We start from the raw sequence: 25,455 nt of genomic DNA on the forward strand, positions 1-25,455 counted from the left end.
GATGATCGACTGCGTCGAGAACCGGCTCCTCACCTCGCGCCGCGGCCTCTTGCTCGGCGGCGCCTCCTTCGCGGCCTGGGCCTATTTGCCGAAATTCGCGCGCGCGGCCGACGGGCGCGATCCCAGGTTGATTGTCGTGATCCTGCGGGGCGCGCTCGACGGGCTCTCGACCGTCGCGCCGGTGGGCGATCCCGATTATGCCGGCCTGCACGGCTCGATCGCGCTCACCGCGGATGGTGCGCATCCCGCGATCATGCTCGATCCTTTCTTCGCGCTGCATCCGTCGATGCCGGAATTCGCGCGCATGTATCGCGACATGCATGCCGCGGTGATCCACGCGGTCGCAACGCCCTATCGCGATCGCTCGCATTTCGACGGCCAGGACGTGCTTGAAAGCGGCTATGCCGGCCCGGGCCGCGTGCAATCCGGCTGGCTCAACCGCGCGCTGGAAGCGCTGCCGCGCGGCGAGCGCGTGTCGAGCGGGCTTGCGGTCGGCCCGACCACGCCGCTGGTGCTGCGCGGCAATGCGCCGACCGTCGGCTGGGCGCCGGTGGCGCTGCCGCAGGCCGATGACGACACCGCGATGCGCCTCGCCGATCTCTACCGCCACCGCGATCCCGCGCTGGCTGCGGCATTGTCGCAAGGCCTCCAGCTCGAGAAGGCAGCGAACGGCGACGACATGAAGCGCAAGCCCGGCAACCAGGTCGTGCAGATGCGCCAGGTCGCGCGCGGCGCGGCAAAACTGATGGCGGCCGATGACGGCCCGCGCATCGCCGCGCTCGCCTTCGACGGCTGGGACACACACGCCAATGAAGGCGGTCCGGTCGGGCGTCTCGCTTTCCTGCTTGGCGGCCTCGACGGCGCGCTCGCCGAATTCGAAAGCGGCCTCGCTGATCGCTGGCGCGATACCGTCGTCGTCGTCGCCACCGAGTTCGGTCGCACCGCGCGCATCAACGGCACCGACGGCACCGATCACGGCACCGGCACCATCGCGCTGCTTGCCGGCGGCGCCGTGAAAGGCGGCCGCGTCATTTCCGACTGGCCCGGCCTCAAGCTCGCCAATCTCTACGAGGGCCGCGACCTCAAGCCGACGACAGATCTGCGCTCCGTGATCAAGGGCGTGCTGCAAGGCCAGTTCGGCTTGTCCGATCGCGTGCTGGCGGAAACGGTGTTCCCCGATAGCGCGGCGGCACGGCCGATGAAGGGATTGGTTGCCTAACCCACAAACGCTCGTCATTCCGGGCCCGCGCCTTGCGGCGCGTCCCGGAATGACGACATGATGAGCCGGACATCAGGAGATCACCGCATGTACATCGCCATGAACCGCTTCCGCGTCGCCAAAGGCTCCGAGGCTGCCTTCGAGCAGGTCTGGCTCACGCGCGACACGCATCTGGACAAGGTGCCGGGCTTCGTCGAATTCCATCTGCTGCGCGGGCCGGAGCTGGAGGACCACACGCTCTATGCCTCGCACACCGTGTGGGCGAACCATGCCGCGTTCGAGGCCTGGACGAAATCGGAGGCGTTTCGCGCCGCGCATCACAAGGCGGGCGACAACAAGCCGCTTTATCTCGGCCATCCCCAATTCGAGGGGTTTGAGGTGATGCAGACCGTGGGACGCGGCGCCAGATAGCGCCGCGCCGGAGAGATCAGCGCCGCAAAAATCAGCCCAGCGTGATCCTGTCGATCTCCGCCATCTCCTCCGCGCTGAGCTTCCAGGCGATCGCCTTGACGTTCTGCTCGATCTGCTCGACGCGGGTCGCACCCGCGATCACGCTCGACACCTGCGGACGCGCGGCGAGCCAGGAGAAGGCGAGCTCCAGCATGCTGTGCCCGCGCGCGGTCGCAAATGCCTGCAGCTTCTCGACGATCGCCTCGTTGCGCGGCGTGACGTAGCGGTCGCGCAATCGCGGCGTCTGGCCGAAGCGGGTGTCGCCGGGCGCGGCCTCGCCCTTCCGGTATTTGCCGGTGAGAAGGCCGCTCGCGAGCGGGAAGAACGGCAACAGGCCGAGCTTGTATTCCACGGCTGCCGGCAGCAGGTCCTTCTCGATGTCGCGCACGACGAGTGAATATTCGTCCTGGCAGGAGACGAAGCGGCTGACATTCATCGCGCGCGCGACGTATTCGGCTTCCGCGATGCGCCAGGCCGGGAAGTTCGAATTGCCGATGTAGCGCACCTTGCCCTGGCGGACGAGATCGTCGAGCGCGCGCAGGCTCTCCTCGATCGGCGTCAGCGGATCGTAATCGTGCTGCTGGTAGAGATCGATGTAGTCGGTCTTCAGCCGCTTCAGGCTCGCTTCCACGGCCTCCATGATGTAGCGGCGCGAGGCGCCCTGCTTGGTGCCGTCCTCCGCCATCGGCTTGGAATATTTCGTCGCCAGCACGATGTCCTTGCGGCGATCGCCCAGCACGGTGCCGAGCACGTTTTCCGAGCCGCCCATGTTGGAATAGACGTCGGCGGTGTCGAACAGCGTGATGCCGAGATCGAGCGCGCGATGGATCACCTTGCGCGAGGCCTCGAGGTCGGTGCGCTGGCCGAAATTGTTGCAGCCGAGCCCGACCGCGGACACGCGAAGGCCGGAGGCGCCGAGATTACGAATTTCCATGGGAGATCCCTGTCAGAAGTCTACAGCGGTGTATTGTGACCGCGGTGCACGCGACCGGCAAGGAGCCCACCTGCGCTGCTGCCATGCGGCCAAAAAAATGCGGCCCCTGTCAGACGCGGCGACTGACGGGGACCGCTTTGGGGCGCTTGATCGGTGACGGGGGGCCTGATCAGACGCAGCTGCAACTTAATCCCGGTGTGTTACGCGCCAGTGACAGGCAAAGTTATCCACAGGCCGCGTGGTTCGGGAAAAGCCGGCAAAAATCAGAAGATCTTGCGATAGACGATGAAGCCGGAGCGCTCGGCGACCTTGTCGTACAGGCTCTGCGCGGTGACGTTGGTCTCGTGCGTCTGCCAATAGACGCGCGGGGATCCCGCAAGCTTCGCGCGCTCGTAGACGCCATAAATCAGCGCCGAGGCGACGCCTTTGCCGCGCGCGGCTTCCAGCGTGAACAGGTCCTGCAGATAGCAGGACGGCTCGATTGCGGTGGTGCTGCGGTGGAACAGATAGTGCGTCAGTCCGAGCAACTTGCCGTCGCTCTCGGCGACCAGCGCATGCACCGGCTCGTAGGCATCGAAGAAGCGCTGCCATGTCACCTTCGTGATTTCGGGCGCGAGCGCGGTCGGGCCGGAGCGGCCGTAGAAGGCGTTGTAGCCGTCCCAAAGCGGCAGCCATTGGTCGTAGTCCTGCTTCGTGACGGCGCGAATGGCGAGCGACATGTGAGAATTCCGCGAGAGATTGAACTTCATTCATACGGGATGTTCGTGCAGATGATCAAATGTCTTGCGAGACGGATGGATATTCAGTCGTGGCGACAGTGTGCCATGCCCCTCACCCGGATTGCTTCGCAATCCGACCTCTCCCCGCGGAAAGGCGGGGAGAGGTTAAGACGAGCAACGCTCGCTTGGGTAAGGGACGCGCCGCTCTCACACCCCCTCGCCCCGCTCTTGCGGGGAGAGGGTGGGGTGAGGGGCTGTCTCCGCGAGCGCCGGTTCGGATTGTAACGCAGCGGATGGCGCAGTCGCATCACTCCGCGACGCGAAGATACCGGATCAGCTTGCGGTTCTGGGGATCGCGCAGCGAGCGGTAGTAGTCGGCGCGTTCCGGCGCGTCGGTGTGGCGGACGAGGTCAGTCACCGGCGTGTAGCTCAGCATGCGGCCGCCGTCGGGCAGCACGTTGCAGACGAAGCGCAGCACCTCGCCATTGCGCAGCTTGATGTTGATCGGCGTGGCATCGCCGACCCGTACCATCTCCATGCGCTGCGCGATGAAGGTGCTGAGCTCGTCCTCGGGCAGCTCGAACGCGCCGGTGTCGCGGCCGTGATACATCAGCGCGATGAACGGCGGCTTGCCGTCGGCGATCTCGTCCGGCAGCGCAAAATAATCGCGGAACGCGCGGTTGATGAATTCGGCCCGCGTCTCGGCATCGAGCAGCACGATGCCGATGTCGACCTGGTCGAGCGCGGCCGACAGCCGCGCGGCGGTGGCGTGGCTCTGGCGCTCGGCGGCGAAGGTGGCGAGCAGCCGCTCGCGCATCAGGCCGGTGATGCCTGCAGTGCCGAAGGCGGTCACGGCGAGGAGGCCGACTAGGTCGGCCGCGGCATGGAGGGACATGGCGCGATGGCCGAGGCAGAACAGCGCCGCGCCGATCACGGCGAGCGCCGCGCTGGTCATCGCGGAGGCGAAACCCGACAGCGCGCCGGCAAGCGCGACGACACAGACGAACACCGGCGCAGGCGAGGGAAGGGGAATGGTGCGATCGAGCAGGATCGCGAGCAGCGCAATCGCTGCCGTCAGCACCGGACCGGAGATCGCACGCCATCCGAACCGCATCTCGTTCCTCCCTGAACGAGTAAGGCGGTCAGACTGACCTACCGTTGCGCGAGCGCAATCCGATTTCGTGCGGTGCGCTTAAGAGGCGCTTGTGGTTCCGGGCAAAGCTTTCGGATGATTTAGAGCGTTTTCGAGCGAAGTGGATACCGGTTCGCGTCAAGAAAACGCGTCAACACAAGAATCCGGAGCCCGGTTCCGATTCCGGCGGAGCGGGGCTCTAGCCCAAATGCATCTGCTTCACGCGCTGGTGCTGCGCCGGGACATTGAGCGTCGACGTTCCCGGACCCTTGCGCGTGCCGACCAAGATCAGCAGCGACGCTGCGACCAGGATGGCCGCGGTCAGGGTGATTGCAACGATGACCACAGGTGATTTCATCGACGTCCTGTCGCGATGCCGGTTGGCGGGGCCACGCGGCGCCTTGAAGGCTGGTCGAGGATGAGACGGGAATCAGACCGGCAGGCCCATCGCCATGGTCGCCTTGGTCGACAGCACCGTCAGGGTGACGATCAGGCACAGCGAGAGCGCGGCGACGGCGAGCGAGGCCGCGACCGCGTTGGTCAGCCGGGAAGACGAAACGGTATCGGTATGGCCCTGAAAGCCTGCCGTGCCGGACGCCCGAATCATGGTCTAAATCCTTCAACGTGCGAGCGAATCACCCGCGACATCGAACAATTTCACTATTTCAACGGGCAATATTGCGGCGGCTATCGCGCCGAAAATGGCGAGATTGCGGCGAAGATGAACCTTATACCCGTTATTCGCCAGCGCGGGCGCGCCCTCAGGCGCCCGCGGCGATGCTGGCGGGATCGTCGATGTCGGCTGGCCGCCAGTCCATCGACACGAAGCCGGGCGTGGCTTCTACCCGCTTCAGCCAGTCCCGAATCGCCGGGAAGGTCGAGAGGTCGAAGTCGCAGCGATCGGCGAGGTGGGTGTAGCCGTACAGCGCGATGTCGGCGACCGTGAGCTGGCGGGCGGCGAAATAGGCGTTGGTCTTGAGATGGTTCTCCATCACCTGCAGCGCGCCATAGCCGCGCTCCATCCAGTCCTCCAGCGCGTGCGTCTGCAGGTCGCGGCCGCCCTTGACCAGCGACAGCCAGAAATAGGCGGCGCCGATGTTCGGCTCGAGCGCGTGCTGCTCGAAGAACATCCATTGCAGCGCCTCGGCGCGATCGATGCGGTTCTCCGGCGCGAGCGGCGTGCCGACGGCGACGTACCAGAGGATGGCGTTGGACTCGGCGAGAAAGCGGTCGTCGCCGACATCGAGCAGCGGCACCTGGCCCGACGGATTCTTGGTCAGAAAATCCGGCGTGCGGCTTTCGCCGCGCAGAATGTCCACCTCGATCGCTTCGTAGGGCACGTTGAGCAGCGCCAGCGCAAGGCGGACCTTGTAGCTGTTGCCCGAGCGTTGCATCGAATAGAGCTTGTACATTCGGGGAGTTTCGAATCCGTGGTTGGGAAAGGCGCGGCACGTGTTGCCCCGCAGCGCGGATAAACAATGATGCCGATGCGAATCCGCCGCAAGAGCCAGCCGATAGAAAAACTCGAAAACCCTACCGCACTGCAACGCCGCGGAAGATCATTTTCGCGCGACGATGCAAATGAGTTCACGCTTGCGTCAACGCGTGGACGCATTCGACCGTGCATTGGTGCCAGAGGGTTGATCGATCCAGTTGAGGCGGGGCGTTGACGCCTCCACGATCGTCATGGCCGGGCATAGCCGTCCGAAGGACGGCGTCGCTTCCGCTCGCCTATGACCCGGCCATCCACGCCTTGCCACGCGGCAAGAAGAACGTGGATGCCCGGGACAAGGCTGGGCATGACGGCGTGCTGCTTTCATAACGGCACGCAACACGCAAAATTGCTCCGAGGACAAGCCTTGCCGGATATGAGGGGTTTGCCCGGCAAAGTTGCGGAAAATTGCGGGAAATCGCGCCTTGAAACGCTCCAAATCCGTAAACTTTTGCGAGATCGGGCCGAAGTTTCTTGCGGCGCAGCGGCACACGTTTTAGGGTGGTCACATTCCCACAATCAGAGTCGTGAGGCGAAAGGCTTCACGACGCTTGTCAGGAGATGACGATGTCCTTCCTTGCCGCTGCGCTCGACCGTGTGAAGCCGTCCGCGACCATCGCGGTCACGGATAAAGCACGCGCGCTGAAAGCGGCGGGCCGCAACGTCATCGGCCTTGGCGCCGGCGAGCCCGACTTCGACACGCCCGCCAACATCAAGCTGGCCGCGATCCGCGCCATCGAAGCCGGCAAGACCAAGTACACCGCGGTCGACGGCATTCCCGAGCTGAAGGACGCCATCATCGCGAAGTTTCAGCGCGAGAACGGCGTCGCCTACAAGCCGAACCAGATCATCGTCGGCACCGGCGGCAAGCAGGTGCTCTACAATGCGCTGATGGCGACCATCAATCCGGGCGATGAGGTGATCATCCCCGCGCCCTATTGGGTCAGCTACCCTGAAATGGTTGCGCTCGCCGGCGGCGAGCCGGTGCCGGTGGTCTGCACCGCCGCGACCGGCTTCAAGCTCGGGGCCGAGGCGCTCGAGCGCGCGATCACGCCGAAGACCAAATGGGTCATCCTGTGCTCGCCGTCGAACCCGACCGGTGCCGCCTACACCCGGGCCGAGCTGAAAGCGCTCACCGACGTCTTGGTCAAGCATCCGCATGTGTGGGTCATGACCGACGACATGTACGAGCACCTCGTCTATGACGACTTCCAGTTCACTACGGTCGCACAGGTCGAGCCCAGTCTCTATGACCGCACGCTCACCGTGAACGGCGTGTCGAAGGCCTATTGCATGACCGGCTGGCGTATCGGTTATGCCGGCGGCCCGGCGCAGCTGATCAAGGCGATGTCGACCATCCAGTCGCAGTCGACCTCGAACCCCTGCTCGATCGCGCAGTGGGCTTCGGTCGAGGCGCTGAACGGTCCGCAGGATTTCATCCCCGCCAACAACAAGGTGTTCAAGGAGCGCCGCGACCTCGTCGTCTCCATGCTCAACCAGGCCAACGGCATCGAGTGCCCGCGGCCGGAAGGCGCGTTCTACGTCTATCCGTCCTGCGCCGGCACGATCGGCAAGAAGGCGCCGTCGGGCAATGTGATCTCGAACGACGAGCAGTTCGTCACCGAGCTGCTCGAGACCGAAGGCGTCGCCGTGGTGCAGGGCTCGGCCTTCGGCCTCGGCCCGGCCTTCCGCATCTCCTACGCGACCAAGACCTCCGACCTCGAAGACGCCTGCAAGCGCATCCAGCGCTTCTGCGGCAATCTGCGGTAAGCTCATTCCAATCGAAACGAAAAGGCCCGCTTCGCGCGGGCCTTTTTATTTGGTGGCTCGATGAGGTGGAGTCGGATGGACTATTGCTTTGGTTGGCGTTGTGCCTTGCCCCTCACCCGGATTGCTTCGCAATCCGACCTCTCCCCGCAAAGAGCGGGGAGAGGTTAGTCCGCCGATAGCGCGAATTTTTGCTGTTAGGGACGCTCGGTTCTCTCACTCCCTCTCCCCGTTCTTACGGGGAGAGGGTGGGGTGAGGGGCCTCTCTCCAAGCGTTCATTTCAGATACGTCCGATCTGGCAACTCCAAAATTCCTGTGGCATAGACCATCACGCAACACGGGTGGGGCGCTCTCTCTGCTCGCATCACATTCATAGCCGGAGACGTTTCATGCGCCGTTCGTTCATCTTCGCCGGGCTCGCTGCCGCCAGCCTCGTTGCCTCCGTCGCAAACAGCGATGCGCAGCAGCAGCGGATGGTTCGCGTCGGCGTGCTCGAATGCCGCGGCGGCGCCAGCGTTGGCTTCATCGTGGGATCGGTGACCAATCTCGGCTGCGTGCTGCGCGCCGAGGGCGTGCCCGAAGATCGCTACGTCGCGACGATCCGGAAAGTCGGCCTCGACATCGGCATCACCCAGGAGACCACGCTGGCCTGGGGCGTGTTCGCGCCGGTCGACCGGCTGGGCCCCGGCGATCTCTCCGGCAATTATGCGGGCGCGCAGGGCAGCGCCTCGGTCGGCGTCGGCCTCGGCGGCAACGTGCTGGTCGGCGGCTCCAACAATTCGATCGCGCTCCAGCCGCTCAGCGTGCAGGGCCAGGTCGGCCTCAACGTCGCCGCCGGCCTCGAGAGCCTGGAACTCCGCCCCGGACGCTAAGCGCCAAGGGCAGTGCTGTTTTCCACCTCTTCCCGTCGGGGAGAGGTGGAACACCGCGGCTCATCTCCAAGACGTTACACCGGATCTAACCGACGACGCACCGCAGCGACGTTTGATGCTTGCCAAATCTTTGGGACGGGCAGAGCATCACCGTTTGCCGACCCAATCATGGGCCGAGCTCCACACCAAGGAGGCGGCGAATGGGACAAGACGTCAGAAGTCCCCGAGGTCCACGGTGCATTGCACTGGTGGGCCCTTTCCAAAGCGGTAAAACAACACTTCTCGAAGCAATACTGGCGCGAACGGGCGCAATCCCGCGCGCCGGCAGCGTCGATGCCGGAACATCCGTCGGCGACGCCACAGCCGAGGCCCGTCATCACAAGATGACCGTCGGCCTGACTGCCGCCACCACGAGTTTCATGGGCGACAGCTACACCTTCCTGGATTGTCCCGGTTCCGTCGAATTCGCCCACGACATGCGCGCCGCGCTGCCCGCGGTCGATGCCGCGGTCGTGGTCTGCGAGGCCGACGAGAAGAAGCTGCCGCAGCTTCAGATCATCCTGCGCGAGCTGGAAGAGCTGAAGATTCCGCGTTTCCTGTTCCTCAACAAGATCGATCGCGCCAGCCAGCGCATCCGCGAGACGCTCGCGATGCTCCAGCCCGCCTCGCGCGTGCCGCTGGTGCTGCGCCAGATCCCGATCTGGAAGGGCGACCTGATCGAGGGCTTTGTCGATCTCGCGCTGGAGCGCGCGTTCGTCTATCGCGAGCACAAGGCCTCCGAGGTGGTCGCACTCGAAGGCGGCGATCTCGATCGCGAGAAGGAGGCGCGCTTCTCGATGCTGGAGAAGCTCGCCGACCACGACGATGCGCTGATGGAGCAGCTGCTCGAAGACATCCAGCCGCCGCGCGATGCCGTGTTCGACGACCTCGCCCGCGAACTCCGCGAAGGGCAGATCTGCCCCGTGCTGCTGGGTTCGGCGGCGCGCGAAAACGGCGTGCTGCGGCTGATGAAGGCGTTGCGCCACGAGGCGCCTGGTGTTGCGGAGACCGCGAAGCGGCTCGGCGTTCCCGAGAGCAAGGATGCGGTCGGCTACGTCTTCAAGACGCTGCATTCGCAGCATGGCGGAAAGCTGTCGCTGACGCGATTGCTCGCCGGCCATCTCGACGACGGCGCGACGCTGCAATGCTCCTCCGGCGGGACCAGCCGCATTTCCGGCATCCTTGCCGTCAACGGCGCCTACGACACCAAGCGCGCCGCGGCGGACGCCGGCGACACCGTCGCCCTCGCCAAGCTGGACCCGTTCAAGACCGGTGACACGGTCTCGAACGGCAAGACCCCGCCGGCCGCGCTCACCGCCCCCGAGCCGACGTCACCGGTGCTCGCGATGTCGATCGCGTCCACCGACCGTAAGGACGATGTGAAGCTCGGCCAGGCGCTGGCCCGCCTGCACGAGGAGGATCCCTCGCTGGTTGTCGTGCAGAATCCCCAGACCCACGACACCGTGCTGTGGGGGCAAGGCGAGATGCATCTGCGCGTCGAGGTCGAGCGCTTGCGCGACCGCTTCGGCGTGAAGATCTCTTCGCATCCGCCCGCCATCGGCTATCAGGAGACCATCCGCAAGCCGATCACCCAGCGCGGCCGCCACAAGAAGCAGTCCGGCGGCCACGGCCAGTTCGGCGACGTCGTGTTCGACATCAAGCCGCTGCCGCGCGGCGACGGCTTCAAGTTCGCCGAGAAGGTGGTCGGCGGCGCGGTGCCGCGCAACTACATCCCGGCGGTGGAGGAGGGCGTCGTCGACGGATTGACGCGCGGTCCGCTCGGCTTCCCCGTCACCGACGTGCAGGTAACGTTGACCGACGGCTCCTATCACAGCGTCGACAGCTCCGATCTCGCCTTCCGCACCGCGGCGCGGATCGGATTGAACGAAGGCCTGCCGCAATGCCAGCCGGTGTTGCTGGAGCCGATCCACGTGGTCGAGATCGTCTGTCCGACCGACGCCACCGCCAAGATCAACGCGATCCTGTCGGCACGGCGCGGCCAGATCCTCGGCTTCGACACCCGCGACGGCTGGAGCGGATGGGACTGCGTCCGTGCCATGATGCCGGAAGCGGAGATCGGCGAGCTGATCGTCGAGCTGCGCTCGGCCACGGCAGGGGCGGGCAGCTTCACCCGCCAGTTCGACCACATGGCCGAAGTCACCGGCCGCGCCGCCGACCAGATCATCGCCGCGCATCAGCACGCGGCGTGATCAGATACGAGCGCTGCTTTCTCCTCTCCTCGCTCTTGCGGGGAGAGGAGACGTAAGTTCGGGCCCTCTTCATTCGTCATTGCGAGCGCAGCAAAGTCTTAAACTCCGTCATCCTGAGGTGCGAGCCATGGGGCGCAGAGCGCCACATGGGGAGCCTCGAAGGATGCTCGGCCCACCTCAGGGTGACGGCGAGGGGACAAGTGCTCACAATCACGGAGGAGGCGGAGAGGATGCTTGCGTTCGCCTCCTGATGATGTATTTTACATCATTGTACACACTCCAGATATCACTTATAACTCCTGATACGTGAGGCCACGGTGATCACGTCGTTCCAGATGCGGGCAGCCCGCGCGCTGCTTGGCATTGACCAGAAAACCCTGGCCGAGCTCGCCGGCGTGTCGCTGCCGACCATCCAACGGATGGAGGCCTCGACCGGCAATGTGCGCGGCGTGGTCGAGACCTTGATCAAGGTGGTCGAGGCGTTCGACCGGGCCGGTGTCGAGCTGATCGGCGAGCAGGCGCGCAGCGACAGCGGCGGACGCGGCGTTCGCCTGAAGGAGCCGGGGCCGCCGCGCCGCGTGGGGGCATGATCGCATTGGTCGTGCTTGGGATCAGGATGAGCTAGCGCATCGCTGCGCAATACGCCGCACGATGCATGGAGCATTGTGGGACATGAGCATCACAAGCGATCACGCAAGCGGGCTGCACCGGCTGCGCCGGCCAACCTTCGCTGAACTGTACCTGCCAAAGCTCGTCACGGTCTGGCGCGAGGGCTATGGCCTATCGGATTTCCGCGCGGATGTGTTCGCCGGCCTCACCGTAGCGATCGTCGCGCTGCCGCTGTCGATGGCGATCGCGATCGCTTCCGGCGTGACACCGGACCGCGGCCTCTACACCGCCGTCGTCGGCGGCTTCATCGTGTCGCTGCTCGGCGGCAGCCGCTTCCAGATCGGCGGGGCCGCCGGCGCCTTCATCGTGCTGGTCGCAGTGACCGCAGAGCGGCACGGCGTCGACGGCGTCATCCTCGCCACCATGATGGCGGGCGTCATCCTGATTGCCGCGGGCCTGCTGCGGATCGGCACCTACATCAAGTTCATTCCCTATCCCGTCACCGTCGGCTTCACCGCCGGCATCGCCGTGATCATCTTCGCCAGCCAGCTGCACGACCTCGGCGGCATCACGCTGGCGGGGAAAGAGCCCAGCGAATTCGTGCCAAAGATCATTGCGCTCGCGGGCGGCCTGCACACGATCAACCCGTCCGCGGTTGCCGTTGCGATCGTCAGCATCGCCATCATCGGTGCTTTGCGGGTCTGGCGTCCGTCCTGGCCCGGCATCCTGATCGCGGTCGTGTTCGCCGCGATCGCGTGCGCGGTGTTCTCGCTGCCGGTCGAAACCATCGGCTCGCGCTTCGGCGGCATTCCGCGCGAATTGCCGTCACCCGCGCTGCCCGCATTCTCGCTGGACAAGGCGAAAGGCGTGCTGCCCGATGCGATCGCCTTCGCGCTGCTCGCCGCGATCGAATCGCTGCTCTCGGCGGTGGTGGCTGACGGCATGACCGGACGCCGTCACCGCTCCAATTGCGAGCTGGTGGCGCAAGGCGTTGCCAATATCGGCTCGGCGCTGTTCGGCGGCATCTGCGTCACCGGCCTGATCGCGCGCACCGCGACCAACATCCGCGCCGGCGCGCGCGGGCCGCTCGCGGGCATGCTGCATGCGGTGTTCCTGCTGCTGTTCATGCTGATCGCGGCACCGCTTGCGAGCTACATCCCGCTCGCTGCGCTCGCCGCCGTGCTGGTGGTGGTGGCCTGGACCATGGCGGAAAAGCAGGAGTTCGCGACGCTCTTGCGCTCGTCCTGGGGCGACGCCATCGTGCTGCTCGCAACCTTCCTGCTCACGATCTTCCGCGATCTCACCGAAGGCATTCTGGTCGGCTTTTCGCTCGGCGCGGTGCTGTTCATCCATCGCATGGCGGAGATGACCGGCATCGAGGAGCGCACGCCGCTCGTGGCCGCCGACCGCCCCGATGACGGCAATGGCGAGCGCGTTCCCTACGATCCCGCACTCGCGGTCGATCGCGACGTGCTGGTCTATCGCATCACCGGCGCGTTCTTCTTCGGCGCGGCGTCGGCCATCGGCAACGTGCTCGACGGCGTCGCCGACAAGCGCAAGGGATTTGTGGTCGACTTCGCCGCGGTGCCGTTCCTGGATTCAACCGCGGCCAACGTGCTCGGCCGCGTCGCCGCCAAGGCGCATCGCCAGGGCATCCGCCTGTTCATCACCGGAGCCACGCCCGCGGTCCGCCGCGCGCTGCTCACCCATGGCGTGACGCCGCCGCGCGCCCGCTATCGCGAGACGATCGAGCGCGCGGTCTCGGACATCAAGGGCGGTGCGGCGCGGCCCGTGGCCGATGATGTGGCCGGGAGCTGATGTCGTACTGAGCCTCCCGGCTTGACAGAGCCCGCGGGACGCGAAATGGATCGCCTCCAAATACGACCCCAAGGAGACGACGACAGTGACCAAGGCTCCCGCAGCCTGCTTGATCGGATGGCCGGCCGCGCATTCGCGCTCGCCGCTGATCCATCATTATTGGCTGCGCACGCTCGGCATCGCCGGCGGCTATGTCATCGAGGCGGTTCCGCCCGACGATTTGCGCGATTTCGTGCTGCGGCTGTCGCTGCGCGGTTTTGTCGGCGCCAATGTCACCATCCCGCACAAGGAAGCGGTGCTCGCGCTCTCGACACCCGATGCGCGTGCGAAAGCCGTCGGCGCAGCCAACACGCTGTGGTTCGAAGACGGCGAGTTGCGTTCGACCAACACCGATGTCGAGGGTTTCATCGGCAATCTCGATGCCAGCGCGCCCGGCTGGGACAAAGCGGAGGAAGCGCTGGTGCTCGGGGCCGGCGGTTCCTCGCGCGCGGTCGTGTTCGGCCTGCGTGAGCGCGGCATCAAGCGCATCCATCTCGCCAATCGCACCATCGCGCGGGCAGAGACTCTCGCAGGACAGTTCGGGCCGAACGTGCATCCCGTTACGTGGGACGCGGTCAACGACGTGCTGCCGCGCGCAAAACTTCTCGTGAACACGACCTCGCTCGGCATGCACGGCCAGCCGTCACTCGATGTCGATGTCGCGCGGCTGCCGAACGAGGCCGTCGTCGCCGATCTCGTCTATGTCCCGCTGGTGACGCCGCTGCTTGGAGCCGCGCAAGCGCGCGGGCTCAAGACCGCCGACGGGCTCGGCATGCTCTTGCACCAGGCGGTGCGTGGCTTCGAATTGTGGTTCGGCCGCAGGCCCGAGGTGACGGCCGAGCTGCGCGCATTGGTCGAGGCTGATCTCACAAAGACTTGAGAGAATAGTCGGCACTCTTCGGCGTTCTCCATCCGTGGGGACAATCGGAGACCGTCATGACCGTTCAACGCCAAACTTTCACGCGCCCGCTCATCGCTGTTGCGATGGTGGCCGCTTCCACCCTCTATGCTTTCGCGCAGAAGGCGCCGGTGCCGACGCGCGTGCGCGGCACGATCGAGAGCGTCAACGGCGACACCATGCAGGTCAAGTCGCGCAGCGGCGAAGACGTCAAGCTGCGCATCGCGCCTGACGTCAACGTTTCAGGCATTACAAAGATTTCACTCGCCGACATCAAGGTCGGCTCTTTCGTCGGCGCCACCACCGTGCCGGGACCGGACGGCGGCCAGAACGCGGTCGAGGTGCATGTGTTTCCTGAGAGCATGCGCGGCACCGGCGAAGGTTCGCGGCCCTATGACCTCAAGCCCAACTCCAGCATGACCAACGCCACGGTCTCGGAGAGCGTCGTCGGCAATGACGGCCACACGCTGCTGGTCAAGTACAAGGACGGCGAGAAGAAGGTGTTCGTCGCCGACAACACGCCGGTCGTGACCTTCGTGCCCGGCGACAAATCCGATTTGAAGGCCGGCGCGAAAGTCATCGCCTTCATGAAGCAACTGCCCGATGGCTCGTTCGAGACCAACCGCGTCAGCGTCGGCCGCGACGGCCTGACCCCGCCGATGTGATCGGCCGAGCATGGAATAGCGGTGGTTACGCGGGGTTGCCGTGTCTGACCACCGCAACGTCCTGGAGGGACAAGGCCATGCCGACACTGACCATCTGGATGCCACGCGCCGCCGTGGCTGCATTCGCCACCTTTATCGCCGTTTCATCCGCCTCGGCGCAACAGGCGCCGACGGTCCGCATCCGCGGCACCATCGAGAGCGTCGACGGCAACACGCTCGGCATCAAGACCCGCGAGGGCAGCGACGTGAAGGTGAAGATGACGGACAACGTCGCGGTCTTCGCCGTGGTGAAGACCGAGCTCTCCGAGATCAAGGAAGGCTCCTATATCGGCGTCACCGCCATGCCCGAGCCCGACGGCACCCAGAAGGCGATTGCCGTGCACATCTTCCCGGAGAACCAGCGCGGCGCCGCCGAAGGTTTCCGCCCCTGGGACGCCCGCGCCAACTCGACGATGACCAACGCGACCGTGGCGCAGACGGTGAAGGGCACCGACGGCCAGAACATCACGGTGAAATACAAGGACGGCGAGAAGAAAGTCGTGGTGCCGCCGGAGACGCCCATCGTCACCTTCGTTGCCAGCGACAAATCGGAAGTGAAGCCCGGTGCCAAGCTGATCATCTTCGGCGCGGCGAAGAAGGAGGACGGCTCGCTGGAGGCGAACCGGGTGAATGTCGGGCGGGACGGGATCACGCCGCCGATGTGAGGGGTGCGCGAGCTGCAGCCACGTCCTCGCTGTCGTCCCTGCGAAAGCAGGGACCCATAACCGCAGGGAGGCGTGAGGCGGAGGCTGGCAACTCCGAGTCTTCGCCAAACCACTCCCTGTGGTTATGGGTCCCTGTGTCTTGGAAGTCTGTCAGGATGGGTTGGGCGGGAAGCCGTTGGGTCCTTGGCGCTTGACGCCGTGAGCCGGCTCGGTCTCCCGCCCGTTCCATTACCAACCTGAACAGTTGCACGAGGCTGCGCCAACAGACCTCGCATCACAGGGACAGGCACCGTGATCATACCCCTTCGTTGCGTCGGAATCGACGTCTCCAAACAATATCTCGATATCTTCGATGAAGGCCTGGGCGTGCCGGAGCGCATCGCCAACGCGACGCAGGCCATCACCCAGATCGCGGCGCGTTGGCGATGCGATGTGCTGGTCGTCTTCGAGGCCACGGGTGTTTATGACCTCGAGCTTCGCGAAGCGCTGAGCGAGGCCGGCATCCGTTTCGCCCGGATCAACCCGGCCCGGGCTCGTGACTTCGCGCGCGCCAGCGGGCAGCTCGCCAAGACCGACCCGATCGACGCGCGAATGCTGGCAGCCTTTGCGCGGGCCATGCAGCCAGCAACGGAGCCGACTGCCAATCCCGCCCGCAACGCCTTGGCGGGACTTGCAAAACGGCGAGATCAGCTGGTTCGCATGCGCGCGCAGGAGAAGAACCGGCGCAGCGAGACCGACGACCGTGCCATGGCCGAGCGCATCGGTCGCCTCATTGAAGTCCTCGACGGCGAGATCGCCGAGATCGAGGCCGACATCAGGGGACTAATCAAAGCCGAGCGAGAGATTGCGGACGATGCGCGATTGATGCGCTCACTGCCTGGCGTGGGTCCCGTGGCTTGCATGCAACTCATCGCGAAGATGCCGGAACTCGGACATGTGGGAGCCAAGCAGATCGCGGCGCTCGCCGGCCTGGCTCCCTTCAACGTCGACAGCGGAGCCTTCCGCGGCAAACGCAAGATTGCCGGCGGCCGAAAGCGCGTCCGTGACGCCCTCTACATGGCTGCGCTCAACGCGGTTCGCAGGGCCGATCCGTTCAAGGCCTTCTACGCACGGCTGCGACGGGCCGGCAAACCAGCCAAGCTCGCCCTCATTGCCGTCGCCAGGAAGCTGCTAACGGTCCTCAATGCCATGATGCGTGACAGAAAGCCGTACCTGAAAGCCAACCCAACATAACAGTTGCCGGATCGGCGCTCCGCCCCGGACAACGCTACGCGTTGCCAAGGCTACGCTTGTCCGGGACGACAGCGGAGATTGTGGCCGCGATCTTCGATTACGCCGAGAACCGGTAGGGTGGGCAAAGGCGCACTTGCGCCGTGCCCACGTCTTCTCTCGCTCTAGGAAAGTTGGTGGGCACACTTACGCTTTGCCCACCCTACGGCACTACGGCACCGCCGCTGCGGCTACACCGCAATGATATGATCGTCGATCTCGTCGATCCGGTTGACGCCGCACAGACCCATCGTGGTCAGCAGCTCCTTCTGGATGATGTCGATCGCCTTGGCGACGCCGGCCTGGCCGCCGGCGCCGAGCCCATAGGCATAGGCACGGCCGATCATACAGGACTTGGCGCCGAGCGCGAGCGCGCGCATCACGTCCTGGCCGGAGCGGATGCCGCCGTCGAACATGATCTCCATCTTGTCGCCGACCGCATCCGCGATCTCCGGCAGCACCTCGATCGAGGATGGCGCGCCGTCGAGCTGGCGGCCGCCATGGTTCGACACCACCAGCGCCTGCGCCCCGGTCTTCGCCGCTTCCTCGGCGTCTTCGACGTCCAAAATGCCCTTGATGATGAGCTTGCCCGGCCAGATGCTGCGGACCCACTCGACGTCCTTCCAGTTCAACGACGTGTCGAATTGCGATGCCGTCCATTCGGCGAGACGGTTGAGATCCTCGGTGTTCTTCACGTGGCCTGCGATGTTGCCGAAGGTGCGGCGCTTGCCTTGCAGCACGCCCGAGACCCAGGCCGGCTTGCTGGCGAAGTCCAAAAGCTTCGATAGCGACCATTCCGGTGGCACCGTCATGCCGTTCTTGATGTCGGCATGGCGCTGGCCGATCACCTGCAGGTCGACGGTGAGCACCAGTGCGCTGCACTTGGCGGCGGCGGCGCGCTGGATCAGCTCCTTGATGAAGCCGCGGTCCTTCATGACGTAGAGCTGGAACCAGAACGGCTTCTCGACATTGGCGGCGATGTCCTCGATCGAGCAGATCGACATGGTCGATTGCGTGAACGGGATGCCGGCGGCCTGCGCGGCGCGGCAGGCGTAAATCTCGCCGTCGCCATGCTGCATGCCGAGCAGGCCCACCGGCGCGAGGATCAGCGGCATGGTCGAGGGCTCGCCCAAAATCGTGGTCGAGGTGTCGCGCTTGGAGACGTCGACCAGGATGCGCTGGCGGAATTTGATCGCCTGCAGGTCCTCGCGGTTGGCGCGCAGCGTTTCCTCGGCATAGGAACCGCGGTCGCAATAGTCGAAGAACGCCTTCGGCACGCGGCGCTTATGCAGCGCGCGAAGATCGTCGATACAGGTGATGTGCTTCATGAACGTTCCCCGGCCCGTCTCGTCTCGGAAGTCTTGCATCGGATGATTGAGGGGTCATCTAGCATGGTTGGATGCACAGCCAAATCGTTTGAGAGGAGGGCGCCATGACGAAGCCGCAGACGGGACCTTCGCCGGAACAGATCAAGGAGAAACAGGCCCTCGAGGACGCACTGGAAGAGGGGCTGGAGGAGACCTTCCCGGGCTCCGATCCCGTCAACGTCACCCAGCCGCCGCCGAGCCGCGACGATGGCCATGTCAAGCGCTCGGGCTAGGCCGGGTTCCACTCCGATTGCGGCGCTGCGGCAGGAAATATAATGTTAACAACCCCTTATCGACGGAGGGAGTACCCCTGTTCCGTAACGATTGATCACATTTTTTGAAGCCAAGTTGACCGCGTTGGGCTTATAAGACCCTCAGCAAATCAGGGATGCGGGGCCCGAACGGGCAGCCCGTGGTTGTAGAGGGGTCCCCTGGTTGTTGCTCTGGGGGACGATATGAGTCGCAAATATTTCGGGACGGACGGGATCCGGGGCCGCGCCAACGGACTGATCACGCCGGAGCTCGCGCTCAAGGTCGGCCAGGCCGCGGGCCTTGCATTCCAGCGCGGTGATCACCGCCACCGCGTCGTGATCGGCAAGGATACCCGCCTGTCCGGCTACATGATCGAATATGCGATGGTCGCGGGCTTCACCTCGGTGGGCATGGACGTGCTGCTGGTCGGCCCGATGCCGACGCCCGCGGTGGCGATGCTGACCAAATCGATGCGCGCCGATCTCGGCGTGATGATCTCGGCCTCGCACAATCTGTTCGAGGACAACGGCATCAAGCTGTTCGGCCCGCAGGGCTTCAAGCTCTCCGACGACGTCGAGAAGCAGATCGAGCAGCTGCTCGACGAGCCCATCGAGAAGCGTCTTGCGCAGAGCGCGAGCCTCGGCCGCGCCCGCCGCATCGACGGCGTGCATGACCGCTACATCGAATTCGCCAAGCGCACGCTGCCGCGCGACCTCTCGCTCGACGGCTTGCGCGTCGTGGTCGACTGCGCCCATGGCGCCGCCTACAAGGTGGTGCCGGAAGCGCTGTGGGAGCTGGGCGCCGACGTGGTGCCGATCGGGGTCGATCCCGATGGTTTCAACATCAACAAGGATTGCGGCTCGACCTCGCCGGAAGCGCTGTCGAAGAAGGTGCGCGAGATGCGCGCCGACATCGGCATCGCGCTCGACGGCGATGCCGATCGCGTCATCCTGGTCGACGAGCGCGGCCATGTCGTCGACGGCGACCAGCTGCTCGCGGTGATCGCGCAGAGCTGGAAGGAAGACGGACGCCTGTCGCGGCCCGGCATCGTCGCGACCGTGATGTCCAATCTCGGCCTCGAGCGCTTCCTGAAAGGGCAGGGGCTCGATCTCGTGCGCACGCCGGTCGGCGACCGCTACGTGCTCGAGCAGATGCTGGGCGGCGGCTACAATCTCGGCGGCGAGCAGTCCGGCCACATCATCCTGTCCGACTATGCCACCACCGGCGACGGTTTTGTCGCCGCACTGCAAGTGTTGGCGGTGGTGCAGAAGCTGCGCCGCCCGGTGTCGGAAGTCTGCCACCGCTTCGATCCGCTGCCGCAGATCCTCAAGAACGTCCGCCACAAGGGCGGCAAGCCGCTCGACGATTCCGAGGTCAAGTCAGCGATCTCCGACGGCGAGAAGCGCCTCAACGGCCACGGCCGCCTCCTGATCCGCTCCTCCGGCACCGAGCCCGTGATCCGCGTCATGGGCGAGGGCGAGGACCGCATCCTGGTCGAGGACGTCGTCGACACCATCGTCTCCGCGCTGGGCCAGGCCGCGGCGGCGTAAGGTCCTTCAAGCGCGAGCGGCGTGGGGCGATCTCATCCCACGGGCAGTATCGTAGGGTAGCGCAAAGCGAAGCGTGCCCACGTCTGTCGCCGTATCAGAGAGATGGTGGGCACGGCGCAAATGCGCCTTTGCCCACCCTACGATATCGGACTCGCGGAGAGGGTAAGACCCACGCATTCCAGCCATTTGCGATTGGCGCTGGTTCCGCCACCGCCTGCATCGTAATGAGTGGATGCGGCGGTTCGCCGCGCCTGCCGGGATGCTCCATTGAACAAGCCTGTCGTCGTCTCCAAGGAAACGCTGACCGAGCCCGTCGTCGTCAGCGATGTCGCGCCCGCCGTCGCCAAGGCGGCGGGGCCGGCCTATGTTGTGCTCGCCGGCATCAGCTTCTCGCACTTTCTCAACGACACCATGCAGTCGCTGATCGCCTCGGTGTATCCGATCCTGAAGGACACCTATGCGCTCGACTTCGCGCAGATCGGCATGATCACGCTGGCGTTCCAGTTCACGGCCTCGCTGCTGCAGCCGGTGGTCGGGCATTACACTGACAAGAAGGCGCAGCCTTATTCGCTGGCGATCGGCATGGCTTCGACCTTCTTCGGCCTGCTGCTGCTCAGCGCCGCCCACCAATATCTCGTCATCCTCGTCGCCGCCGCGCTGGTCGGTCTCGGCTCGGCGGTGTTTCACCCGGAATCGGCGCGCATCGCGCGGCTCGCCTCGGGCGGCCGCTACGGCTTTGCGCAATCGGTGTTTCAGCTCGGCGGCAGCTTCGGCACCTCGATGGGGCCGGTGCTGGCCGCGCTGATCGTGGTGCCGTTCGGGCGGGGCAGCATCGCCTGGTTCTCGTCGATCGCGTTTCTCGCCATTGTCATTCTCTGGCGCATCGGCCGCTGGTACGCACCGCAGATCACGGCGAAGAAAGCTGCGCCGGCCCACACCCAGCCAGGCGGCCCGAGCTCGCGCCGCGTCGCGGTGGCACTGCTCGTGCTGGTGGCGCTGCTGTTCTCGAAGCAGCTCTATGTCTCAAGCCTGTCGAGCTACTACATCTTCTACCTGATCGATCGTTTCGGCGTGTCGACACAGGCCGCCCAGATCTATCTCTTCATCTTCCTCGCAGCGAATGCGGTCGGCGCCTTCTTCGGCGGTCCGCTGGGCGATCGCTTCGGCCGCAAGATCGTGATCTGGATCTCGATCCTCGGCGCGTTGCCGTTCACGCTGGCGCTGCCCTATGCCGGGCTCTACACCAGCGCGGTGCTGTCAGTGATCATCGGCCTCATCATCTCCTCGACGACGTCGTCGATCATCGTGTTCGCGCAGGAGCTGGTGCCGCACCGCTTCGGCATGATCTCCGGCGTGTTCTTCGGCGTCGCCTTCGGCATCGGCGGCCTCGGCGCCGCCGTGCTCGGCAAGCTCGCCGACCACACCTCGATCGCGTTCGTCTATCAGGTCTGCGCGTACCTGCCGGCGATCGGCCTGCTTGCCGTGTTCCTGCCAAAACTGCCGCAGCACGCGCGTTAACAAAATCTGCGCCGCAGCGTTGCGGCTTCATACATCCTTAGCAATTGCGGTCCTGAGCGCTGGCATTTTTGCAACGCTCGCGCTGCATCCGCGTGTGCAGTGAGAAAATATCAACCTTAAAAATTAGGGTTAAGTGGCGCTTAAGCATTTGGTGCCATCGTCCTCCCGTGAGTTTCCAGAACGTGGGGCGTCTGCATTTTGCCTCACCGGCCATAAGGACGAAGCCAATGCGTAGCGTTAAGTCTCTCCTTGCCGCGGGTGCGGCATCCCTGATCTCGTCGATGGCGTTTGCCGCCGATATGCCGATCGCGGCGCCGCCTCCCATGTACGCGCCGCCGGCTCCGCCCGCCGATTTCGGTGGCTGGTATCTCCGGGGCGACATCGGCATGACCAACCAGAGCGCCAAGCGCATCGACAGCGCGACCGCGCAGCAATTCCCCACCCAGACCGTGGGCCTTGGCTTCGACTCCTCGCCGCTGTTCGACCTCGGCGTCGGCTATCGCTTCAACAACTGGTTCCGCGCCGACGTGATTGGACAGTATCGCGGCAAAGCCAATCTGCACGGCTCGGACAACGTCACGCTCAGCGCTACCGATTTCGAGGCCAACAACTACTCCGGCAGCAAGTCCGAGTGGGTCGTGATGGCCAACGCCTATGTCGACCTCGGCACCTGGTGGTGCATCACCCCGTTCATCGGCGCCGGCGTCGGCGGCTCCTACAACAAGCTCAGCGGCTTCCGTGACGACGGCACCCGCATCAATCCCGGTGGCCTCAGCAACAGCGTGACCTACTTCGCCGACAACGGTAAGTGGAATTTCGCCTGGGCCGCCCACGCCGGTCTCGCCTACAAGGTCACCCCCGGCTTCACCGTCGAACTCGCCTACAGCTACATGGATCTCGGCGACGCCAATCCCGGCAACTTCCGCGCCTACGACAACAGCATCTCGGGCCCCTCGACAATCAAAGTCAAGGAAATCACGTCGCACGACGTCAAGCTCGGCGTGCGCTGGGATCTCAACAGCCCGCCGGCCTACGTGCCGCCGCCGCTCGTCACCAAGGGCTGATCCTTCAAGCCCACCGGTTAAACTCTCTTAACGGCGCGGGATCATCCCGCGCCGTTTTGCTTTGCGTATTTTTCATGGCTTCGCGGCGACGAAAAGCTCCAGCGCAACCATTGGTTAAGGTTAACGAGCCATGATCATGGCGAAAGTTCGAGTTTATTTGGAGCGTTGCGATGCGTGGGCTTTTGTTGGCGGCGGCGATGTTGGGGACGGTATCTGCCGCGCACGCGGCCGACATGCCGGATCTGCCGATCCTGCGCGGCAGCGTCACCGACGGTCTGTCGAGGACGAGCCACAATTGGGATGGCTTCTATGTCGGCGGCACCGCCGGCTACACGGCCGACGCGACCGATTTCGGCCAGAGCGTCGTCGGCCTGACCAACTACATCTTCCGCGACAGTGTGCTGCAGGGGCCGACGTCAACGTGGTCGCTGCTGCAAAAGGCCAACACGCAAGGCGTCAATTACGGCGGCTTCATCGGCCGCAATTGGCAGTGGTACGATGCCATTCTCAGTCTCGAAGGCACCTACAGCTATTTCGGCAACCTCTCGACGGGATCGACCGGCTCCAACGCGCTCGTGATCGTCAACCCGGCCGGCGAGGTACGGCCGGCCGGCATCACCCACAATTATGCCGTCTCGCTCACCGGCACCGCCACGGCCCAGGTCAAGGACATGATCACGCTGCGCGGCCGCGCCGGTTGGGACGGCGGACCCTTCATGCCCTACGCGTTCTTTGGCGCTGCCGTCGGACGGATGGACATCACCCGCACGGTGACGAGCGACGTGCGGTTGCGCACGGACGTGACGACAACGGACATCTTCGGCAACCAGAACACCACGATCGGAACGACGTGGGTACCTGTTCCGTCGCAATCGGGTACGCAGGGCCAGCATCGGACCAACACCTTCGCGGTCGGCTGGACCGCCGGCCTCGGCCTCGAATACTGCATCTGGGATGGGCTCTTCGCCCGCATCGAGTACGAGTACGTCCGGTTCTCGCCCGTCATGAACACGTCGGTGACGCTGAACAATGCGCGCCTCGGCGTTGGCTACAAGTTCTGACACGGCCTCGCTGCGCCGCGGTTGACAGGCTCTCCTTGTCCTGATGCTCTGTCGTTCCAAAATGGGGCGGCAGCGATGAAGATCTACGGCGACAGCAATTCCGGCAATTGTCTGAAGGTGAAGTGGGTCTGCGACAAGCTCGCGGTGCCCTATCAGTGGATCGAGATCGACACCCGCAAAGGCGAGACGCGCACGCCGCAATTTCTGGCGATGAACGGCGCCGGCCAGGTGCCGACCGTCGCCTTCGACGACGGCCGCACGCTGGCGCAGTCCAACGCCATCATCCGCTACTCGCCCGCGACAGCGCGCTGATCCCGCGCGAGGTCTTCACGGCGGCCAAGATGGACGAATGGCTGTTCTGGGAGCAGTACAGTCACGAGCCCTACATCGCGGTGTGCCGCTTCCTCATCGTCTACCTCGGCAAGGCTGCCTCCGAGCTCGACCCTGAAAAGGTCAAGCGCGGCTATGCGGCACTCGACCGCATGGAGCAGCATCTTTCCGGCAGCCGCTTCTTCGCCGGTGAGGCAATGTCGCTGGCCGACGTCTCGTTGCTCGCCTATACCCGCGTTGCGCATGAAGGCGGCTTCGATCTCGGCCGTCATGCGGCCGTCCGCCGCTGGATCGGCGAGGCCGAGGCTTTTCTCGGCCTGCCGCCGGCACGCTAAAGCATGATCCGGAAAAGTGCGCAGCGGTTTTCCCTCGCGACAAACGCGGAACGCGTTTGCGCGGAGATCATGCGCAAACAACAAGCTAAGCGAGATGACGATCCTGATCTCATCGCGCTCTAGGCTGGAGTTTCGATATGAACGAAAAGTCCGTCTCCATCCGTCCCGCGCGCCGCGAGGACGTCGCGGCGATCGTTGAGATGCTCGCCGACGATCATCTCGGGCGCGGGCGTGAGCGCGTCGAGGATCCGCTGCCTGCGTCCTATTACGCGGCGTTCGAGCGGGTCGCGCACGATCCGAACCTGACGCTCGTGGTGGCCGAGAGCGAGGGCAGGGTGGTCGGCTGCCTGCAACTCGCGGTGCTCGCAGGCATCAGCTCGCAAGGCGGCGTGCGCGGACTGCTCGAGGATGTCCGCGTTGCTTCGGATTGCCGCAGCCGCGGCATCGGCGAGCAATTGGTGCAATGGGCGATCGCGGAAGCGAAGGCGCGCGGCTGCAATCTGGTCGAATTGCTGACGCATGCGAGCCGCGTCGATGCACAGCGCTTTTACGAGCGTCTCGGATTCTCACGCAGTCACGTCGGCATGACTGTCCGCTTTTGAGGCAGCAGGAGCGTTTTCGAGCGAAGTGGATACCGGTTCGCATCAAGAAAACGCGTCAATAGAAAAATCCAGAGCCCCATTCCGATTGTATCGGAATGGGGCTCTGGTCGCGGACATTGCATAAGCTGCACAATCGGATCGCGCGTTCGTTCATCTTAAGAGCTGATAAACTACCCGCCCGTCGTTCACGTTTCAGCAGGAACGAACGGTGCTAGGCAGCGTCAGACACCGGGCTCGGTCGGTTCGGGGATTTCGATGACAAGCTATTCCATGATCAAGGTCGGCAACGGCTACGTTGTGCAGGCCAATGACAAGTGCATTCTGAAAGTGAGCAGCCGCCGCCGGGCCGCGCAATTGATCAGCGAGGCCACGGACTTGCTGAATGCGCTCACGCCGGTTGAATCCCCCGATATCGCAGCCGAGCCGCCATCACTCCGCCGTGAGCCGCCGGAACTTTCTTGACTGGTCTGCCCGATTCCCGTATCAGCCGCGGCGGGACACCTCCCCCCAACGGGAGGCTTACTATCTGGAAGGGTAGA

The 25,455-nt window shown here is 64.7% G+C and carries 25 protein-coding genes and 1 pseudogene; 19 read left to right on the forward strand and 7 right to left on the reverse strand.

Annotation, left to right across the window (positions count from 1 at the left end; all coding sequences use genetic code 11):
- The first annotated feature begins 1 nt into the window (after position 1).
- Entirely contained in the window at positions 2-1,219 is a 1,218-nt protein-coding gene (locus BRAGE_RS0144835; RefSeq protein WP_035732083.1) for a DUF1501 domain-containing protein, read from the forward strand.
- An 87-nt stretch (positions 1,220-1,306) separates the two neighbouring features.
- Positions 1,307-1,630, forward strand: coding sequence for an antibiotic biosynthesis monooxygenase family protein (locus BRAGE_RS0144840; protein ID WP_027562991.1), 324 nt, complete (start codon positions 1,307-1,309; stop codon positions 1,628-1,630).
- A gap of 31 nt (positions 1,631-1,661) precedes the next feature.
- Here BRAGE_RS0144840 and BRAGE_RS0144845 read toward each other — a convergent pair whose 3' ends face one another.
- The 6 genes from BRAGE_RS0144845 to BRAGE_RS0144870 all read right to left on the reverse strand — a co-directional run bounded on the left by BRAGE_RS0144845 (position 1,662) and on the right by BRAGE_RS0144870 (position 5,866).
- Entirely contained in the window at positions 1,662-2,603 is a 942-nt protein-coding gene (locus tag BRAGE_RS0144845) for an aldo/keto reductase (RefSeq protein ID WP_027562990.1), read from the reverse strand.
- A 263-nt stretch (positions 2,604-2,866) separates the two neighbouring features.
- Positions 2,867-3,322 (reverse strand): GNAT family N-acetyltransferase, encoded by a 456-nt coding sequence (locus BRAGE_RS0144850; protein ID WP_027562989.1) that lies wholly within the window; start codon positions 3,320-3,322, stop codon positions 2,867-2,869.
- A gap of 307 nt (positions 3,323-3,629) precedes the next feature.
- Positions 3,630-4,436 (reverse strand): PAS-domain containing protein, encoded by an 807-nt coding sequence (locus BRAGE_RS0144855; protein WP_027562987.1) that lies wholly within the window; start codon positions 4,434-4,436, stop codon positions 3,630-3,632.
- A gap of 217 nt (positions 4,437-4,653) precedes the next feature.
- Entirely contained in the window at positions 4,654-4,812 is a 159-nt protein-coding gene (locus BRAGE_RS55535) for a hypothetical protein (protein ID WP_035730709.1), read from the reverse strand.
- A 72-nt stretch (positions 4,813-4,884) separates the two neighbouring features.
- The gene (locus tag BRAGE_RS56305) at positions 4,885-5,061 is read right to left on the reverse strand and encodes a hypothetical protein (protein WP_167336551.1); all 177 of its coding nucleotides are present in this window, start codon (positions 5,059-5,061) and stop codon (positions 4,885-4,887) included.
- A gap of 154 nt (positions 5,062-5,215) precedes the next feature.
- Entirely contained in the window at positions 5,216-5,866 is a 651-nt protein-coding gene (locus BRAGE_RS0144870) for a glutathione S-transferase family protein (protein WP_027562986.1), read from the reverse strand.
- A gap of 647 nt (positions 5,867-6,513) precedes the next feature.
- Here BRAGE_RS0144870 and BRAGE_RS0144875 point away from each other — a divergent pair.
- From BRAGE_RS0144875 to BRAGE_RS0144920, 9 genes are all read left to right on the forward strand, one after another.
- The gene (locus BRAGE_RS0144875) at positions 6,514-7,716 is read left to right on the forward strand and encodes a pyridoxal phosphate-dependent aminotransferase (protein ID WP_027562985.1); all 1,203 of its coding nucleotides are present in this window, start codon (positions 6,514-6,516) and stop codon (positions 7,714-7,716) included.
- Positions 7,717-8,103: 387 nt separating this feature from the next.
- Positions 8,104-8,586 (forward strand): DUF992 domain-containing protein, encoded by a 483-nt coding sequence (locus tag BRAGE_RS0144880; protein WP_027562984.1) that lies wholly within the window; start codon positions 8,104-8,106, stop codon positions 8,584-8,586.
- A gap of 200 nt (positions 8,587-8,786) precedes the next feature.
- Positions 8,787-10,835 (forward strand): elongation factor G, encoded by a 2,049-nt coding sequence (locus BRAGE_RS0144885; protein ID WP_027562983.1) that lies wholly within the window; start codon positions 8,787-8,789, stop codon positions 10,833-10,835.
- A 317-nt stretch (positions 10,836-11,152) separates the two neighbouring features.
- Positions 11,153-11,425: a helix-turn-helix domain-containing protein gene (locus BRAGE_RS0144895; protein ID WP_008566993.1), complete on the forward strand. Its 273-nt coding sequence runs from the start codon at positions 11,153-11,155 to the stop codon at positions 11,423-11,425.
- An 82-nt stretch (positions 11,426-11,507) separates the two neighbouring features.
- Positions 11,508-13,262 carry a SulP family inorganic anion transporter gene (locus BRAGE_RS0144900; RefSeq protein ID WP_028146511.1) on the forward strand — a complete coding sequence of 585 codons (1,755 nt, stop codon included), beginning with the start codon at positions 11,508-11,510 and terminating at the stop codon, positions 13,260-13,262.
- Positions 13,263-13,347: 85 nt separating this feature from the next.
- Positions 13,348-14,181 (forward strand): shikimate dehydrogenase, encoded by an 834-nt coding sequence (locus BRAGE_RS0144905; protein WP_027562981.1) that lies wholly within the window; start codon positions 13,348-13,350, stop codon positions 14,179-14,181.
- Between the two features lie 56 nt (positions 14,182-14,237).
- On the forward strand, positions 14,238-14,864 hold the full coding sequence (locus BRAGE_RS0144910) for a hypothetical protein (RefSeq protein WP_027562980.1): 627 nt from the start codon (positions 14,238-14,240) through the stop codon (positions 14,862-14,864).
- A gap of 98 nt (positions 14,865-14,962) precedes the next feature.
- On the forward strand, positions 14,963-15,568 hold the full coding sequence (locus BRAGE_RS0144915; RefSeq protein WP_027562979.1) for a hypothetical protein: 606 nt from the start codon (positions 14,963-14,965) through the stop codon (positions 15,566-15,568).
- Positions 15,569-15,859: 291 nt separating this feature from the next.
- Entirely contained in the window at positions 15,860-16,801 is a 942-nt protein-coding gene (locus BRAGE_RS0144920; RefSeq protein ID WP_028146463.1) for an IS110 family transposase, read from the forward strand.
- Between the two features lie 227 nt (positions 16,802-17,028).
- Here BRAGE_RS0144920 and BRAGE_RS0144925 read toward each other — a convergent pair whose 3' ends face one another.
- Positions 17,029-18,165 (reverse strand): alpha-hydroxy acid oxidase, encoded by a 1,137-nt coding sequence (locus BRAGE_RS0144925; protein WP_027565105.1) that lies wholly within the window; start codon positions 18,163-18,165, stop codon positions 17,029-17,031.
- A 104-nt stretch (positions 18,166-18,269) separates the two neighbouring features.
- Between BRAGE_RS0144925 and BRAGE_RS56310 the strand changes: the two genes are divergently transcribed.
- The 8 genes and pseudogenes from BRAGE_RS56310 (at position 18,270) to BRAGE_RS0144965 (ending at position 25,378) form a co-directional block, all read left to right on the forward strand.
- Complete coding sequence (locus BRAGE_RS56310; protein ID WP_167336552.1) at positions 18,270-18,437, forward strand: hypothetical protein; 168 nt, start codon at positions 18,270-18,272, stop codon at positions 18,435-18,437.
- A 222-nt stretch (positions 18,438-18,659) separates the two neighbouring features.
- Entirely contained in the window at positions 18,660-20,006 is a 1,347-nt protein-coding gene (gene glmM, locus BRAGE_RS0144935; RefSeq protein ID WP_027565106.1) for a phosphoglucosamine mutase, read from the forward strand.
- 267 nt (positions 20,007-20,273) lie between these two features.
- On the forward strand, positions 20,274-21,524 hold the full coding sequence (locus BRAGE_RS0144940; protein WP_027565107.1) for an MFS transporter: 1,251 nt from the start codon (positions 20,274-20,276) through the stop codon (positions 21,522-21,524).
- 227 nt (positions 21,525-21,751) lie between these two features.
- Positions 21,752-22,588, forward strand: coding sequence for an outer membrane protein (locus BRAGE_RS0144945; RefSeq protein ID WP_027565108.1), 837 nt, complete (start codon positions 21,752-21,754; stop codon positions 22,586-22,588).
- A 170-nt stretch (positions 22,589-22,758) separates the two neighbouring features.
- Positions 22,759-23,649 carry an outer membrane protein gene (locus tag BRAGE_RS0144950; protein WP_027565109.1) on the forward strand — a complete coding sequence of 297 codons (891 nt, stop codon included), beginning with the start codon at positions 22,759-22,761 and terminating at the stop codon, positions 23,647-23,649.
- A gap of 75 nt (positions 23,650-23,724) precedes the next feature.
- Positions 23,725-24,314: pseudogene (locus BRAGE_RS51235) on the forward strand (glutathione S-transferase family protein).
- 137 nt (positions 24,315-24,451) lie between these two features.
- The gene (locus BRAGE_RS0144960) at positions 24,452-24,916 is read left to right on the forward strand and encodes a GNAT family N-acetyltransferase (RefSeq protein ID WP_027565110.1); all 465 of its coding nucleotides are present in this window, start codon (positions 24,452-24,454) and stop codon (positions 24,914-24,916) included.
- Positions 24,917-25,171: 255 nt separating this feature from the next.
- Positions 25,172-25,378: a hypothetical protein gene (locus tag BRAGE_RS0144965; RefSeq protein ID WP_027565111.1), complete on the forward strand. Its 207-nt coding sequence runs from the start codon at positions 25,172-25,174 to the stop codon at positions 25,376-25,378.
- The last annotated feature ends 77 nt before the right edge of the window (positions 25,379-25,455 follow it).

The organism is Bradyrhizobium genosp. SA-4 str. CB756 (assembly GCF_000473125.1).
In the GTDB taxonomy this organism is placed as follows: domain Bacteria; phylum Pseudomonadota; class Alphaproteobacteria; order Rhizobiales; family Xanthobacteraceae; genus Bradyrhizobium; species Bradyrhizobium arachidis.